The following is a 13127-nucleotide window of genomic DNA, read 5'->3' as shown; positions in this document are numbered from 1 at the left end:
TCGCTGAACTACCAGCTGCGCAAAGTCACCAAAGCCCGCGGCTCGTTCCCCTCTGATACCGCCGCGATGAAACTGCTGTATCTGGCCATCCGCAACATCAACCAGAAACGAGGATCAACCACCGGAACCGCTACCTGGGGCTGGACCCACGCCCTCAACGCCTTTGCGATCCAATTTCCCGAACGACTCCCGCTCTAACTCAACCATCAATGGCCACAACCACTTACACAGTTATCTTGACAAGCCCGGGCCGGGCGGTCACAACCGGGCCAGCGGCACGTCAGGTCCCGGCACCGCACAAAATCAGCCAGCGCTTTCGAGGGCACATAGCCCGGCTCGGGCGGGGCATCGCCGGGATGCACCAACGACACCAACCGGGCCGAGCGGGCGAGCTCGGCGATCACCTCCGGCGGGATCAATCCGTCAGACCCGACCAACGAGCCCGGCGCATCACCAGTCCCGTCGACGGTGGCCTGCTCGGCGATCACATGAATCACCACCGGCGAGGCCCCGGGGCGGGAACCCGCCGCACAGTCCGGGCGCCCGCAGCGACAACTCAGCCGGTCCGCTCGCGCAGCCAACGCCCCCATCGCATCCGACCGGCGCTCACCACGACTGCGCGGGTCGTGCTCGCACACCGTGGCGGCCAACACATCCAACGCCTTGTCCAGAGCACGGGCATCGGTGGTCACCAGGCTGCCGTAGATCTCGGTGATCCCGCCCTCCTGATCGCTGAAGCCGACCTCGCGCTGGGCGGCCCGCTCTTTGCGGCGGCGCACCGCATCGGCGTCGGCCTTGGCCACGATCTTGTCGATCTTTCCCGCCAACCGACTCTTGGTCAGCGACGGCCACCGCGCCACCTGCGCCGCCAACTGCCCATCGACGACCGCCAGCACCTCCCGGTCAGTGATCAACCCGGTGCGATACACGATCGTCTGAAACAACCGCATATCGATATCGCCGGCCTTGAACACCTCGGCCACCTGCGGCAACTCCTCGCGCATGACCCGCGCGTAATGCAACCGACTAGCCGCCAGCCCCTGACTGATCCGCAACGCCGCCGCCACCTCGGCAGCCACCGCCGCCTCGGTATCGACCGCCCACTCCTGCGTCTCACCGCAGCGACTCAACCGCAGCACGAACAACTCCCCGATCGCCACCAACTGCGCCGCCGCCGCCCGATTCTCCGCCCGCGCCGACGCACAAACCCGCTCCACCAACGCCGCCGACTCCGGCGTACGCGAGGGGTACCGCCGCTCAAACTGCTCACTGAGGCGCGCGACCGACTCCGGAGAGGGAAGCTTCGATCGCGACTGCTCGAACATACGTTCGATTCTAGCAGGATCCACTGTCCCGCGCCGTAAAAATCGGGACGAAGTCGCCTCCTAGCCAAGCTCCCAGACCGCGGTGACGGTGAAGCTCACGGTCTGCTGGCCCGGCTCGACCGGGGGAGCGGCGGCCATCGCGCGGGGCATCGGCATCCCGACCGGCGTCGGCGGCGCCTCGCCGGCGATCTCGGAGATTGAGATCACCTGACCGAGCCGCAGGCCCGACAATTGGGCGTACTGCTCGGCGCGGTCCCTGGCGTCGTTGAAGGCCCGCTCCCGCGCGCCACGCACCAGCGCCGAATCGTCCTCGATGGAGTAGCTCACCCCGTTGATTCGGGTGGCGTCGCCGCCGGCTCGCACGATCACCGCCAGCACCTGGGAGGCCGAATCGCGCTCAACCTTGACCCGGATGGTGTTGGCGGCCCGGTAGCCGGTGATGTTGGCCGACCCGCTGGCGTCGGTATTGCTGTACTGCGGCTGCAGGCTCACCTGGGTGGTGCTGATGTCCTTGCGGTCCACGCCGGCATCCACCAGCGCGTCGATCACCGCCTGCTGACGCTCGCTGGTCTGGTTCATCGCGCTGGTGACATCTGCGGCGACGAACTCGATACCCGCCTCGGTGGTCAGCGTGTCGGGAACCCCCTGGACCTCGCCGGTGCCCACGACGGTCACCTGACGCGGTATGTCCGTCCCGCCACCGCCCGGCGCGGCATCGCAGCCGGCCATCGCGAGGGCGGCCACGCCGGCCAGCGCCGTCGTCATCGACCAGCGGAGAACCATCCGGGCACTGTGTGTCGGCATGCCTGGCACCCTATCGGAGTCGATGCAGACACCGGCGAAAAAGACTCATGCGGCACACTGAGGCGATGACCACCGCGCCGTCGCGAGTACTGTCCAACGCCATTGAGCCGTTCGCGGGCCAGGTGTACTTCTCCCCGGAGTGTCACCGCGGTTATGCGGCACTCGGTTTCGGCGCCAGCCCCGCAACAACCGGCGGGGTCGAAATGCCGGACGGGCCGGCCTACTTCTGTAGTCGCGGTTCCGCGCTGGGGCAGGCGCCCGGCGACGTGATCGCCGCGACATTCGGAGTGTTCAATCCGGCCGTGGTCGTTCCCGCAGTCGGCTACGGCTGGAAGCTGACCGACGCGCCGACCATTCGGGCGGCGCGCACCGAAGGGGCGGTGGCGCAGCTGCGCCGGGTCTTGGGGGCAGCCCCCGACGGCATCGAGCGCGCGGTGGAATTGCTGCGCGGCGCTACGGATGGCCTCTCGGTGGCGGGCAAGCCGCTGTTCGCCGGGCTGGTTGCCGGTGGGCTGGTTGGTGAGCCGTTGACCGATGCTTGGCTGCTGGCGGACCAGCTCCGCGAATTCCGCGGCGACGCACACATCAACGCCTGGGTCGCAGCGGGATTCGATGCGGTCGAGATCGGGCTGATCACCGAGCTCTATCGCGGATTCCCGCCGCGCACCTACGTCCGGTCCCGGGCCTGGAGTGATGAGCAGCTGACCGCCGGCGAGGAGCGCCTGGCCGCGCGTGGCCTGGCTCGTGACGGGGTGCTCAGCGATGCCGGGCGCACCGCCCGCGAGGCGGTAGAGACTGCAACGGATGCGGCTTGTGCCCCGCTCGTCGCCCGCCTCGGCGACGACTTGGGCGAACTGGTCGAGCTGGTCGGCGCGTGGTCGAAGCAACTGGTCGACGCCGGCGGCTTCCCGGCCTGAAGTCTAGGGCGTGACCAGGATCTTGCAGTGCCGGTCGGGATCGGCCAGGTCATCGAAAGCGGCACCCACGCCGTCGAGTCCGACCTCGCCGGTGATCAGCGGAGCTACGTCGATCCGGCCCTCGGCGATTTCCCGCAGTGATGCGGCGAACTCCTCCGGCTTATAGGCCAGGACGAACTGCACGCTGATCTCCTTGGCGATGCCGAAGAACGGGTGCACGGTGTCGGGTTCCATGCACACCCCGGCCACCACCAGCCGGCTGTGCACCGGCGCGCGCCGCAGCACGTCGTCGATGATCCCCGGCATGCCGACCGCCTCGAAGATCACGTTCGGAGTGACGGTGTCGAACGGCGACCCCTGCGCGGGGTCGAGAGTGCGATGCGCGCCCGTGGTCGTGGCAATGTCCCGCCGGACGGTCGAATAGTCAGCGGCCACAATGTCTTCCACGCCTGCGTTCTGCAAAGCTGCGACGATCGCCATCCCGATCGGTCCGCAGCCCAACACCAGCGCAGTCTCGCCGGCCACGATGCCGGATCTGTTGACCGCATGCAGGCCCACGGCCATCGGCTCGGTCAGTGCGGCATGGCGGGGATCCAGCCCGTTGGGGATCGGCACCAGCAGCGGAGCCGACAGCACCATCTTCTCGGCGTAGCCGCCCAATGTCGTGTTGGAGTAGACGATCGGTTCAATACCCTTGGCGGCCAACAAGGCCGGGATGGAGGTGACCGGCGTTCCGGCGGGAAAGGTCTCGGTTCCCGGGCCGGCCTGCAGCACGGTTGCGCTGAACTCGTGGCCCATGAAGATGTCGGCGTCCAGGTCGACCGATGCCCGCGAGGACGGGCTGCCGGACATGGCCTGCGTCGCGGCCAGTACTTGCTCGCCATGTGAGGCGAAGTGCAGGTCAGACCCGCAGATGCCGCATGCCGTCACTGCGACGAGCACCTGGCCCGGACCCGGGGTCGGCTCCGGCACGTCGTCGCGGTAGATCATCCGCCCGTTGCGCAGCACCGCCGCGCGCATCACTGTGCACTATTCGTGTCGGGGGGCGCGGACTCGGCCACATGCTCGACGACGGCGTTCGTGATCGCCTCGCCGACCCGGCCGAACAACGTGTCGCGCATGCCCCGGGCCCACTCGTGTGATGCCCTGGGTGCGGTCAGTTGGCCCCTGAAGTGCGGAATCACCTTGCGGGCCAACAGCTCGTAGCTGTGATAGGTGGCCTCGGGTGAGGCCCAGTCGTGCCCCAGGAACAGCAAGGTGCCGAAGCCGCCGGAGCGCTCCAGCAGGCCGGTGATGTGTTCGATCGCGTCATCGGGGGTGCCGATGCAGCTACTCCCGGCAGCGGCGTAGGCCTCGACGAACTCGGTCGGCGTCTGCGGTGAGCCTTCGACTTCGCTGGCCAGCGGTACGAACCCGGCCGCGCCGAAGTAGTTCGCGAAATCCTGCAGCCCGTAGGTGCAGTCGGCGATCGCCTGCTCCCGGGTGTCGGCGATGTGCATGATGCTCAGCACCCGCCAGTCGTTGCGGTCCGGTTCGTCGCGCCCGGCTTTCGCGGCTTGATCGCGCACCACTTCCCAGGTGTTCTCCAGAGCCGCAAACCCGCCCGGCACCGACATCGACAGCGACAGCAGTGAGGTGCCCAGCGCGCCGGCCAACCGCGGCCCGGACGGCGAAATCATGGCGGCCGCGGACACTTCTGGGTACGGCCAGGTGTAGGGGCGAATGTGCAGGGACGCGTCACGCAGGGTGAACCAGTCCGAATGCCGGGTGATCAGCTCACCCGGCTCGGCTCGGAACAGCGCCAGGATCGCCTCCAGGGACTCCTGCATCATCCGGCGCTGTTCTACGGGATCGATGCCCATCATGTGGGCGTCGGTGGGCAGCGCGCCCGGTCCGGCGCCGAACATCACCCGGCCGCGAGTCAGGTGATCCAGCAGAACCCAACGGTCGGCCACCATCAACGGGTGGTGATACGGCAGCGAAACCACGCCGGTGCCCAGCCGGATGTGCTTGGTGCGCTCCGCGGCCGCGGCGATGAAGACCTCGGGACAGGCGATCAGTTCGTAGCCGCCCGAATGATGCTCCCCGAACCAGGCTTCGTCGAAGCCTAGCCGGTCCAGCGCGACGACGCGCTCCAGGTCGTATTCCAATGCGACCGTGGGTGATTGACCCAACGCGTGAAACGGGGTGATGAAGACCCCGAAACGCAACGGCCGGGCGGTCACAGCTGCACCCCGCTCACGAATTCCAGCAGCTCCGCGTTGACCTCGTCGGGCCGCTCCTGCTGCAGCCAATGGCCGGCGCCGTCGATGATCACCTCGCGGTAGGGGCCGGTCACCAGCTCGGCGGCCCGATCGCGGCGGGTGAAGGCCAGCACCGGATCTGCCGACCCGGCGATGAACAGGGTGGGAATGTCGATGGTGGCGGCGGGTGGAGCGGTCATGATCTCCCAGTTGCGGTCGAGGTTGCGGTACCAGTTCAGTCCGCCGGTGAACCCGGTGCGGGTGAACTCGGCGACGTAGTGATCCAGTTCGTCGGCGCTGATCCAGTCCGGGCGCGCCGCCGGCTCGGCGAGTCGATCGATGAAGCCCATCGGCCCAGGCGCCGTCATCAGCAACGCCGATTCGCGATCGCCTGGACTGAGGCTGCCCATCATCCGGCGCATGGTGCGGGCCGGATCGGAATCCAATTCCGCGTCGGCCACACCCGGCTGCTGAAAATAGAGCATGTAGAAAAAATTCTCGCCGAAGATATTGCGAAACGCCTCCGTCGGCGGAACCTGTGGGCGGGGCACCGGCGGCACACTGAGCCCCACCACGCCGGCCACCCGGTCCGGGTGCAGCTGCGCGGCGCTCCACACCACCGGGCCGCCCCAGTCGTGGCCGATCCAGATCGCACTCTGGGCGCCGACGTCGTCCAACAGCCCGACCAGGTCACCGGTGAGCGAGGCGATGTCATAGGCCGCGATTTCGTCCGGCCGTGACGACCCGCCGTAGCCGCGCTGATCGGGGGCCAGAACGTGGAATCCCGCGTCGGCCAGCGCCGGAATCTGATGGCGCCACGAGAAGGCCAATTCGGGGAATCCGTGGGCCAGCAACACCACGGGGGCGCCACGCTCACCCGCCTCGGTGACCCGCAGGGTCACGCTATTGGTGTCGACAAAACGTTGAGTTGCTCGTTCGATTACGGGAGCCACCGTCACACCAAAGCACAACCGGGCCGCGATCGAACAGGGTTCCCGAGTCCGGCCAGGCAGGTTAACCGCAAGGGGCGGTAGCCTGAACATGCCCAGCTGCACGTATTGGAAGGATTTGGCCGCGTCCGGCCGATGTCTGATGAATCGCAAAAACGTGATCCGCACCGTAACCGCGATCGCAGTGGTGTTGCTGCTCGGTTGGTCGTTCTTCTATTTCAGCGATGACACCCGCGGATACAAGCCGGTCGACACCTCGGTGGCGGTGGCCCAGATCCACAGTGGCAACGTCAAAAGCGCGCAGCTCGACGACCGCGAGCAGCAGCTACGCCTGGTCCTGAAGACCCCGCTCACCAGCGTTGAGGCGACCGACAAAGCCGGCAAGGCGGGCAAGGCCGACAAGCCCGGCCGGTCCGAGAAGGTCGACAAGCTGATCACCAAGTACCCGACCGGGTACGCCGTTCCGCTCTATACCGCGCTGACGGCCAAGAAGGCCGAGATCAACACCGTGGTGAACCAGGGCAGCCTGCTCGGATCACTGCTGATCTACATGTTGCCGATGTTGCTGCTGATCGGCTTGTTCGTGATGTTCTCCCGGATGCAGGGCGGCGCGCGGATGGGCTTCGGTATGGGCAAATCCCGGGCCAAACAGCTGGGCAAGGACATGCCCAAGACCACCTTCGCCGACGTCGCCGGCGTGGACGAGGCGGTCGAGGAGCTCTACGAGATCAAGGACTTCCTGCAGAACCCGGGCCGCTACCAGGCACTGGGCGCCAAGATCCCCAAGGGCGTACTGCTCTACGGCCCGCCCGGTACCGGTAAGACGCTGCTGGCCCGTGCGGTTGCCGGTGAGGCGGGCGTGCCCTTCTTCACCATCTCCGGCTCGGACTTCGTGGAGATGTTCGTCGGTGTGGGCGCCTCCCGGGTGCGGGACCTGTTCGAGCAGGCCAAACAGAACAGCCCGTGCATCGTGTTCGTCGACGAGATCGACGCGGTCGGCCGCCAGCGCGGCGCCGGCATGGGCGGCGGGCACGACGAGCGTGAGCAGACCCTCAACCAGTTGCTGGTGGAGATGGACGGGTTCGGCGAGCGCGCCGGGGTCATCTTGATCGCGGCCACCAACCGGCCAGACATCCTCGACCCGGCGCTGCTGCGGCCCGGTCGGTTCGACCGTCAGATCCCGGTGACCAACCCCGACATCGCGGGGCGGCGGGCAGTGTTGCGGGTGCATTCGGCGGGCAAACCGATCGGCCCTGACGCTGATCTGGACGGGCTGGCCAAGCGCACCGTCGGCATGTCCGGCGCTGACCTGGCCAACGTGATCAACGAGGCGGCGCTGCTGACCGCTCGCGAGAACGGCACCGTGATCACCGGCGCGGCACTGGAAGAAGCGGTGGACCGGGTGATCGGCGGTCCGCGCCGTAAGAGCCGGATCATCAGCGAGCACGAGAAGAAGATCACCGCCTACCACGAGGGCGGACACACCTTGGCGGCCTGGGCGATGCCCGACATCGACCCGGTCTACAAGGTGACGATCCTGGCTCGCGGCCGCACCGGCGGGCACGCGGTGGCCGTGCCCGAGGAAGACAAGGGACTGCGCACTCGCTCGGAGATGATCGCCCAGCTGGTCTTCGCCATGGGCGGGCGCGCCGCCGAGGAACTGGTGTTCCGTGAGCCGACCACCGGTGCGGTCTCCGACATCGAGAAGGCCACCGCGGTGGCACGCGCCATGGTCACCGAGTACGGCATGAGTGCGAAGCTCGGTGCGGTTCGCTACGGCACCGACCACGGCGACCCCTTCGTCGGGCGTGCGATGGGCAGCCAGGCCGACTACTCCCACGAAGTGGCCCGCGACATCGACGACGAGGTCCGCAAACTGATCGAGGCCGCGCACACCGAGGCCTGGGAGATCCTGTCCGCATACCGTGACGTCCTCGACGTGCTCGCCGGCGAGCTGTTGGAGAAGGAGACGCTGCACCGCGCCGACCTGGAGAAGATCTTCGGCGACGTGACCAAGCGGCCCCGGCTGACGGCGTTCGACGACTTCGGTGGGCGAGTTCCATCCGACAAGCCGCCGATCAAGACCCCCGGTGAACTGGCCATCGAGCGGGGCGAGCCGTGGCCGCAGCCGAAGCCGGAGCCGGCGTTCAAGGCCGCCATCGCTCAGGCGTCGCGGGAGGCGGCGGCCCGGGCGGGTGAAAACGGCCCCAACGGCAGCAACGGTGTACCCGCCGGCGGTGAGGCGGGCACCCAGCCCGACTACGGCGCCCCGGCGGGCTGGCGCGCACCCGGTTGGCCGCCCTCGCAGCAGCAGGCGCAGCCCCCGCAACAGGGCGGCTACTGGTACCCGCCCCAGCACTGGCCGCAGGGTGGTTACCCGCCCGCCCAGCACTACCCGCCCTATCAGCACCAGCCTCAGCCGTACCCCGGCGCGGGCCAGCCGCCGGCACCGCCGGCACCGTCCGGTGAGGCAGACGGTGGTCACGGCACGGAGAACAACCGGTCCGAGCAGCCGTCGGGTGACTGAGAAAGCGGGGTCGACGATGACGTCGGCAATCTTCGATCAAGCGCGGGCCGAGGCCGCCGTGCGCGAGCTGCTGTTGGCCGTCGGCGAAGACCCCGACCGGGCGGGTCTACTCGACACCCCGGCGCGGGTCGCCCGGGCCTATCAGGAGATGTTCGCCGGGCTCTACACCGACCCGGACGCGGTGCTGGAGACCACCTTCGACGAGCAGCACGAAGAGCTGGTGATCGTCAAAGAGATCCCGCTCTACTCCACCTGCGAGCACCACCTGGTGGCCTTTCACGGTGTCGCGCACGTCGGCTACATCCCCGGCTACGACGGCCGGATCACCGGTCTGTCCAAGCTGGCGCGGGTGGTCGACCTCTATGCGAAGCGCCCGCAGGTGCAGGAGCGGTTGACCGCGCAGGTCGCCGACGCCCTGATGCGCAAACTCAATCCGCGCGGAGTCATCGTGGTGGTCGAGGCCGAGCATCTCTGCATGGCAATGCGCGGAGTGCGTAAGCCCGGCGCGATCACCACCACGTCGGCGGTGCGCGGGCAGTTCAAAACCGACAGCACGTCGCGCGCTGAGGCCCTGGAACTCATTCGGCGCAAGTGAGCCCGACACGCGTGCTGGTCGTCGGGGTGGTCAACGTCACCGCCGATTCGTTCTCCGACGGCGGGCGCTACCTCAACGTCGATCGCGCCGTTGAGCACGGTCGCGAGCTCGCGGGCCAGGGTGCGGCGATCATCGACGTGGGGGGCGAATCGACCCGGCCGGGCGCGGTGCGCAGCGACCCGCGGGCGGAAGCGCGGCGAGTCATTCCAGTGGTGAAAGAACTTGCCGACCAAGGTATTACGGTCAGCATTGACACGATGAACGCCGCCGTCGCTGAAGCCGCGCTGGACGCCGGTGCCACGATCGTCAACGATGTGTCCGGCGGAGCGGCGGACCCCGCCATGGCTCCGCTGCTGGCCTCTTCGGGTGCCCGATGGGTGCTGATGCACTGGCGGCCGGTCGATCCCGACAATCCGCATCGGGTGCCGTGCTACGGCGACATCGCCGCCGAGGTTCGCCGGGATCTGCTCACCGCCGTCGACGCGGCGGTAGCCGCCGGTGTGGACCCAGCGCGGTTGATCATCGATCCCGGTCTGGGCTTCGCCAAGACCGCGCAACACAATTGGGCCCTGCTGCATGCGTTGCCGCAATTGGTCGACCTCGGCATGCCGGTGCTGGTCGGCGCGTCACGCAAGCGGTTTCTCGGTACGCTGCTGGCGAGCGCGGACGGCATGCCGCGGTCGCCCGACGAGCGCGAAACGGCGACCGCGGTGATATCGGCGTTGTCCGCGCTGCACGGCGCCTGGGGCGTGCGGGTGCACGATGTGCGGGCCTCGGTCGACGCGCTACGAGTCCTGGAAGCCTGGAGTCAAGGAGGCGCAAGCGATGACTGATCGGATCGAGTTGCGCGGCTTGAAGGTTCGCGGCAACCATGGGGTTTTCGCGCACGAGCGTGCCGACGGCCAGGACTTCGTCGTCGACATCACGGTCTGGATGGACCTCGCCGCCGCGGCGGCCAGCGACGACTTGGCCGACACCTACGACTACGGACAGCTCGCACAGCGCGCCGCGGATATCGTCGCGGGCCCGGCTCGCGATCTCATCGAGACCGTCGCCGCCGAGATCGCTGAGGAGGTGATGGGCGACGCGCGAGTGCAGGCCGTGGAGGTGACGCTGCACAAGCCGCACGCCCCGATCCCGCTCACCTTCGCCGACGTCGCGGTGGTGGCGCGGCGTTCGCGCACCGACCGGCGCGGCAAGGTGGTGCCGGCATGAGTCGCGCGGTTCTGTCGGTGGGATCCAACCTGGGGGACCGGTTGGCCCTGCTGCAGTCGGCAGTCGATGGCCTGGGCCCCGGGGTGCGCGCGGTATCGGGGGTGTACGAGACCGAAGCGTGGGGCGGAGTCGAACAGGGCCCCTTCCTCAACGCCGTGCTGATCGTCGACGACCCCGCTGCCGACGGCGACGCCTGGCTGCGCCGAGCACATGAACTGGAGCAGGCCGCCGAACGCGTGCGCACTCAGCGCTGGGGGCCGCGGACCCTGGACGTCGACGTGATCAGCTGCCACGACCAGCAGGGGACGGAGGTGCTGTCCGACGACGACCGGCTGACCCTGCCCCATCCCCGAGCCCACCTGCGGGCGTTCGTACTGGTTCCCTGGCTATCGATCGAGCCGGAGGCGCGACTGACCGTAGCCGGCCGGCCGCGTGCGGTGACAGATCTGCTCGACGAGCTGGAGCCGGCGGAGCGTGCCGGAGTGGCGCTGACCGATTTGGTGCTGACGCTCTGATGGGCCCGACTCGAAAACGTGACGTGGCAGCCGCGGCGGCCGCGGTGGCCCTCATCAGCTATCTGGCGGTCCCATTGCTGTACCGATGGTTCCCGCCCATCACCGTGTGGACCGGGATATCGCTGCTGGCGGTCGCGATCGCCGAGGTGGCCTGGGGCCGCTACGTCGGGGCGAAGATCGACGACGGGCAGATCGGCGCCGGGGCCGGGCGGCTGCATCCGCTCGCGGTGGCGCGCACCGTGGTGGTTGCCAAGGCGTCGGCCTGGATGGGGGCGCTGGTGCTGGGCTTCTGGCTGGGTGTGCTCGGCTATCTGCTGCCGCGCCGGCCCACGCTGCAGGTCGCGGCCCAAGACACCGGCGGCGCAGTGGTCGCCGCGGCCAGTGCGCTGGCTCTGCTCATCGCCGCGCTGTGGCTGCAGAACCGCTGCAAGTCGCCGCACGATCCGGGCCAGCCCACCGAGCTGACCGGAAATCAACCCGGGTGAGAATCGCCGGAGCGGGGCGACACGCGGATTGACCTCGTACAGGTACAGTCGGGCAATGCGCGCCAGCAACGGTACGGGACATAGCGGCGAGGAGGGTGCGCCTCCCGCTTGCGGGGGAGAGCGGCGCAGATGAATTCGGTCCTGTCCCGCGCCCCGGGTCGGCGTGGAGTTCGCAGGCCGGGTTGGACATTGATGACGGCGCTGTTGATCCTCGCGATCGCCGCGAGTTCGGCGCTGGTGTTCACCAGTCGGGTGGAACTGCTCAAACTCGCCGTCATCATCGCGCTGTGGGCCGCGGTCGCGGCGGCGTTCGTCTCGGTGATCTACCGGCGGCAAAGCGATGTGGACCAGGCTCGGGCCCGAGACCTGAAGCTGGTCTACGACCTCCAACTGGATCGGGAGATTTCCGCACGGCGCGAATACGAGCTGACGGTGGAGTCCCAGCTGCGCCGCGAACTGGCCTCCGAACTGCGGGCACAGGCCGCCGACGAGGTCGCCGCATTGCGCGCCGAGTTGTCCGCCCTGCGCACCAACCTCGAGATCCTCTTCGACGCCGACCTGAACCATCGCCCGGCCCTCGAGCCCGAGCGCACCCCGGTCCGGGCTTACAGCGACTGGGCGCGCTCGGCTGAGCAACCCAACACCGGCGCCACCCGGGTCGCGTCGTCGACCGCCACGAGCTACCCGCCAGACTCGGTCACCCAGACCGCGGAGAACCCGATCATCGACGTTCCCGAAGTGCGGATTCCGCCCGCCGGGAGTCCCTCGCCCCAGGCGCCGCCGACACCGCAGGCGCCGCATGCCGAGCGCCGTCGCGGTTCGCATCGCCGCAGCGCCGAGCCGCCCCGGCGGGCCCCCGAGGAGAACCCGCAGCCGCAACCGGCGGCCGCTCGCTGGGCGCAGCCGCCGCAGCCCTTCAGCGCGCCCGAACCGCGCCGCGAGCCGGAGCCGCCGCAGCCACCACCGGCTTCGCCGCCTCCTCCCTGGGCCGCGGCGCCGAGCCCGTCTTGGAAACCCGTTGGCGCCGAGGGGGAATGGCTTCCGCCGGGCGCACCGGGCAGCCACTGGTCCGCGGATGTTCCGGCGGATGCCGGGCGGCACGGCGTGCCCGAGCTGGGCCCCGAAGCGCCGAGCCGCCACGGTCGCCACTCCGGACCGGCCGAATCAGCCGCAGGTCCGGTGAACGGATCCGAACAGGCACGCCCCGAGGGAGGGGGTCGCCGTCGGGCGCGTTCTCGGCACGCGGCGGAGCCGGCCGGTGACCAAGTCCAGTCGACGCCGATCAGCCCGGCGCCACCGGTAGTCACCGAACCGGCGGCGCAGGAGCCGGCCGCGCCGGCCCACGCCCGTTCGGACGCGGCCCGGCATTCCGCCGGCGCCGACGGGAGCGGCGACGGCCCCAGCACCGGCGGTCAGTCGGTGGCTGAATTGCTGGCCCGACTGCAGCCCGCCCCGACCGAAGGCCGTCGGCGCCGCCGCCGCGAGGACTGATCCGCGCTCAACTGCGACCAACGTCACTCGCAGCGCCGGGGCCGATCGGGATAGACTCAC

General features: G+C 68.9%; 12 protein-coding genes and 2 pseudogenes. 9 read left to right on the top strand and 5 right to left on the bottom strand.

Annotated features, from left to right (window positions below):
- A pseudogene (locus tag EJK91_RS05230) lies at positions 1–198 on the top strand (IS256 family transposase); the annotation flags it as partial.
- Positions 199–239: 41 nt separating this feature from the next.
- Here the strand turns inward: EJK91_RS05230 and EJK91_RS05225 are convergent.
- Positions 240–1325 (bottom strand): annotated as a pseudogene (locus EJK91_RS05225) (13E12 repeat family protein); the annotation flags it as partial.
- A gap of 60 nt (positions 1326–1385) precedes the next feature.
- Positions 1386–2129, bottom strand: coding sequence for an SIMPL domain-containing protein (locus EJK91_RS05220; protein WP_125078413.1), 744 nt, complete (start codon positions 2127–2129; stop codon positions 1386–1388).
- 65 nt (positions 2130–2194) lie between these two features.
- On the opposite strand from EJK91_RS05220, the gene EJK91_RS05215 reads away from it, so the two are divergent.
- A complete protein-coding gene (locus EJK91_RS05215) occupies positions 2195–3046 on the top strand; it encodes an SCO6745 family protein (protein ID WP_125078412.1) in 852 nt (283 codons plus the stop codon).
- Positions 3047–3049: 3 nt separating this feature from the next.
- On the opposite strand, the gene EJK91_RS05210 is transcribed toward EJK91_RS05215, so the two are convergent.
- Genes EJK91_RS05210 through EJK91_RS05200 form a run of 3 tightly spaced genes read right to left on the bottom strand, consistent with a single transcriptional unit; the run spans position 3050 to position 6230 of the window.
- Positions 3050–4066, bottom strand: a complete 1017-nt coding sequence (locus EJK91_RS05210) for a zinc-binding dehydrogenase (RefSeq protein ID WP_125078411.1) — start codon at positions 4064–4066, stop codon at positions 3050–3052.
- On the bottom strand, positions 4066–5271 hold the full coding sequence (locus EJK91_RS05205) for an LLM class flavin-dependent oxidoreductase (protein WP_125078410.1): 1206 nt from the start codon (positions 5269–5271) through the stop codon (positions 4066–4068). Before EJK91_RS05205 ends, EJK91_RS05210 begins: the two co-directional genes overlap by 1 nt.
- On the bottom strand, positions 5268–6230 hold the full coding sequence (locus EJK91_RS05200) for an alpha/beta fold hydrolase (protein WP_125078420.1): 963 nt from the start codon (positions 6228–6230) through the stop codon (positions 5268–5270). Before EJK91_RS05200 ends, EJK91_RS05205 begins: the two co-directional genes overlap by 4 nt.
- A gap of 151 nt (positions 6231–6381) precedes the next feature.
- Here EJK91_RS05200 and ftsH point away from each other — a divergent pair, with 151 nt between their 5' ends.
- The 7 genes from ftsH (at position 6382) to EJK91_RS05165 (ending at position 13067) form a co-directional block, all read left to right on the top strand.
- On the top strand, positions 6382–8766 hold the full coding sequence (ftsH, locus tag EJK91_RS05195; RefSeq protein ID WP_024442354.1) for an ATP-dependent zinc metalloprotease FtsH: 2385 nt from the start codon (positions 6382–6384) through the stop codon (positions 8764–8766).
- Positions 8767–8782: 16 nt separating this feature from the next.
- Positions 8783–9361 carry a GTP cyclohydrolase I FolE gene (folE, locus tag EJK91_RS05190; RefSeq protein WP_036457797.1) on the top strand — a complete coding sequence of 193 codons (579 nt, stop codon included), beginning with the start codon at positions 8783–8785 and terminating at the stop codon, positions 9359–9361.
- Positions 9358–10194 (top strand): dihydropteroate synthase, encoded by an 837-nt coding sequence (gene folP / locus EJK91_RS05185; RefSeq protein ID WP_024442356.1) that lies wholly within the window; start codon positions 9358–9360, stop codon positions 10192–10194. Before folE ends, folP begins: the two co-directional genes overlap by 4 nt.
- A complete protein-coding gene (gene folB, locus EJK91_RS05180) occupies positions 10187–10576 on the top strand; it encodes a dihydroneopterin aldolase (protein WP_024442357.1) in 390 nt (129 codons plus the stop codon). Before folP ends, folB begins: the two co-directional genes overlap by 8 nt.
- The gene (gene folK, locus EJK91_RS05175) at positions 10573–11091 is read left to right on the top strand and encodes a 2-amino-4-hydroxy-6-hydroxymethyldihydropteridine diphosphokinase (protein WP_125078409.1); all 519 of its coding nucleotides are present in this window, start codon (positions 10573–10575) and stop codon (positions 11089–11091) included. Before folB ends, folK begins: the two co-directional genes overlap by 4 nt.
- A complete protein-coding gene (locus EJK91_RS05170; RefSeq protein WP_024442359.1) occupies positions 11091–11576 on the top strand; it encodes a DUF3180 domain-containing protein in 486 nt (161 codons plus the stop codon). Before folK ends, EJK91_RS05170 begins: the two co-directional genes overlap by 1 nt.
- A gap of 129 nt (positions 11577–11705) precedes the next feature.
- Positions 11706–13067, top strand: coding sequence for a DUF6779 domain-containing protein (locus EJK91_RS05165; protein WP_125078408.1), 1362 nt, complete (start codon positions 11706–11708; stop codon positions 13065–13067).
- Positions 13068–13127: the final 60 nt, after the last annotated feature.

It is taken from the genome of Mycobacterium sp. P7213 (assembly GCF_900604305.1).
Taxonomy (GTDB): Bacteria; Actinomycetota; Actinomycetes; order Mycobacteriales; family Mycobacteriaceae; genus Mycobacterium.
This window is presented reverse-complemented; position numbering and strand designations above follow the sequence as displayed.

What these genes read in the sequence shown, in the direction of transcription:
- EJK91_RS05220 (WP_125078413.1), bottom strand. Translation starts at nt 2,129, where the DNA reads ATGCCGACACACAGTGCCCGGATGGTTCTCCGCTGGTCGATGACGACG.
- EJK91_RS05215 (WP_125078412.1), top strand. Translation starts at nt 2,195, where the DNA reads ATGACCACCGCGCCGTCGCGAGTACTGTCCAACGCCATTGAGCCGTTC.
- EJK91_RS05210 (WP_125078411.1), bottom strand. Translation starts at nt 4,066, where the DNA reads ATGCGCGCGGCGGTGCTGCGCAACGGGCGGATGATCTACCGCGACGAC.
- ftsH (WP_024442354.1), top strand. Translation starts at nt 6,382, where the DNA reads ATGAATCGCAAAAACGTGATCCGCACCGTAACCGCGATCGCAGTGGTG.
- folE (WP_036457797.1), top strand. Translation starts at nt 8,783, where the DNA reads ATGACGTCGGCAATCTTCGATCAAGCGCGGGCCGAGGCCGCCGTGCGC.
- folB (WP_024442357.1), top strand. Translation starts at nt 10,187, where the DNA reads ATGACTGATCGGATCGAGTTGCGCGGCTTGAAGGTTCGCGGCAACCAT.
- folK (WP_125078409.1), top strand. Translation starts at nt 10,573, where the DNA reads ATGAGTCGCGCGGTTCTGTCGGTGGGATCCAACCTGGGGGACCGGTTG.
- EJK91_RS05170 (WP_024442359.1), top strand. Translation starts at nt 11,091, where the DNA reads ATGGGCCCGACTCGAAAACGTGACGTGGCAGCCGCGGCGGCCGCGGTG.
- EJK91_RS05165 (WP_125078408.1), top strand. Translation starts at nt 11,706, where the DNA reads ATGAATTCGGTCCTGTCCCGCGCCCCGGGTCGGCGTGGAGTTCGCAGG.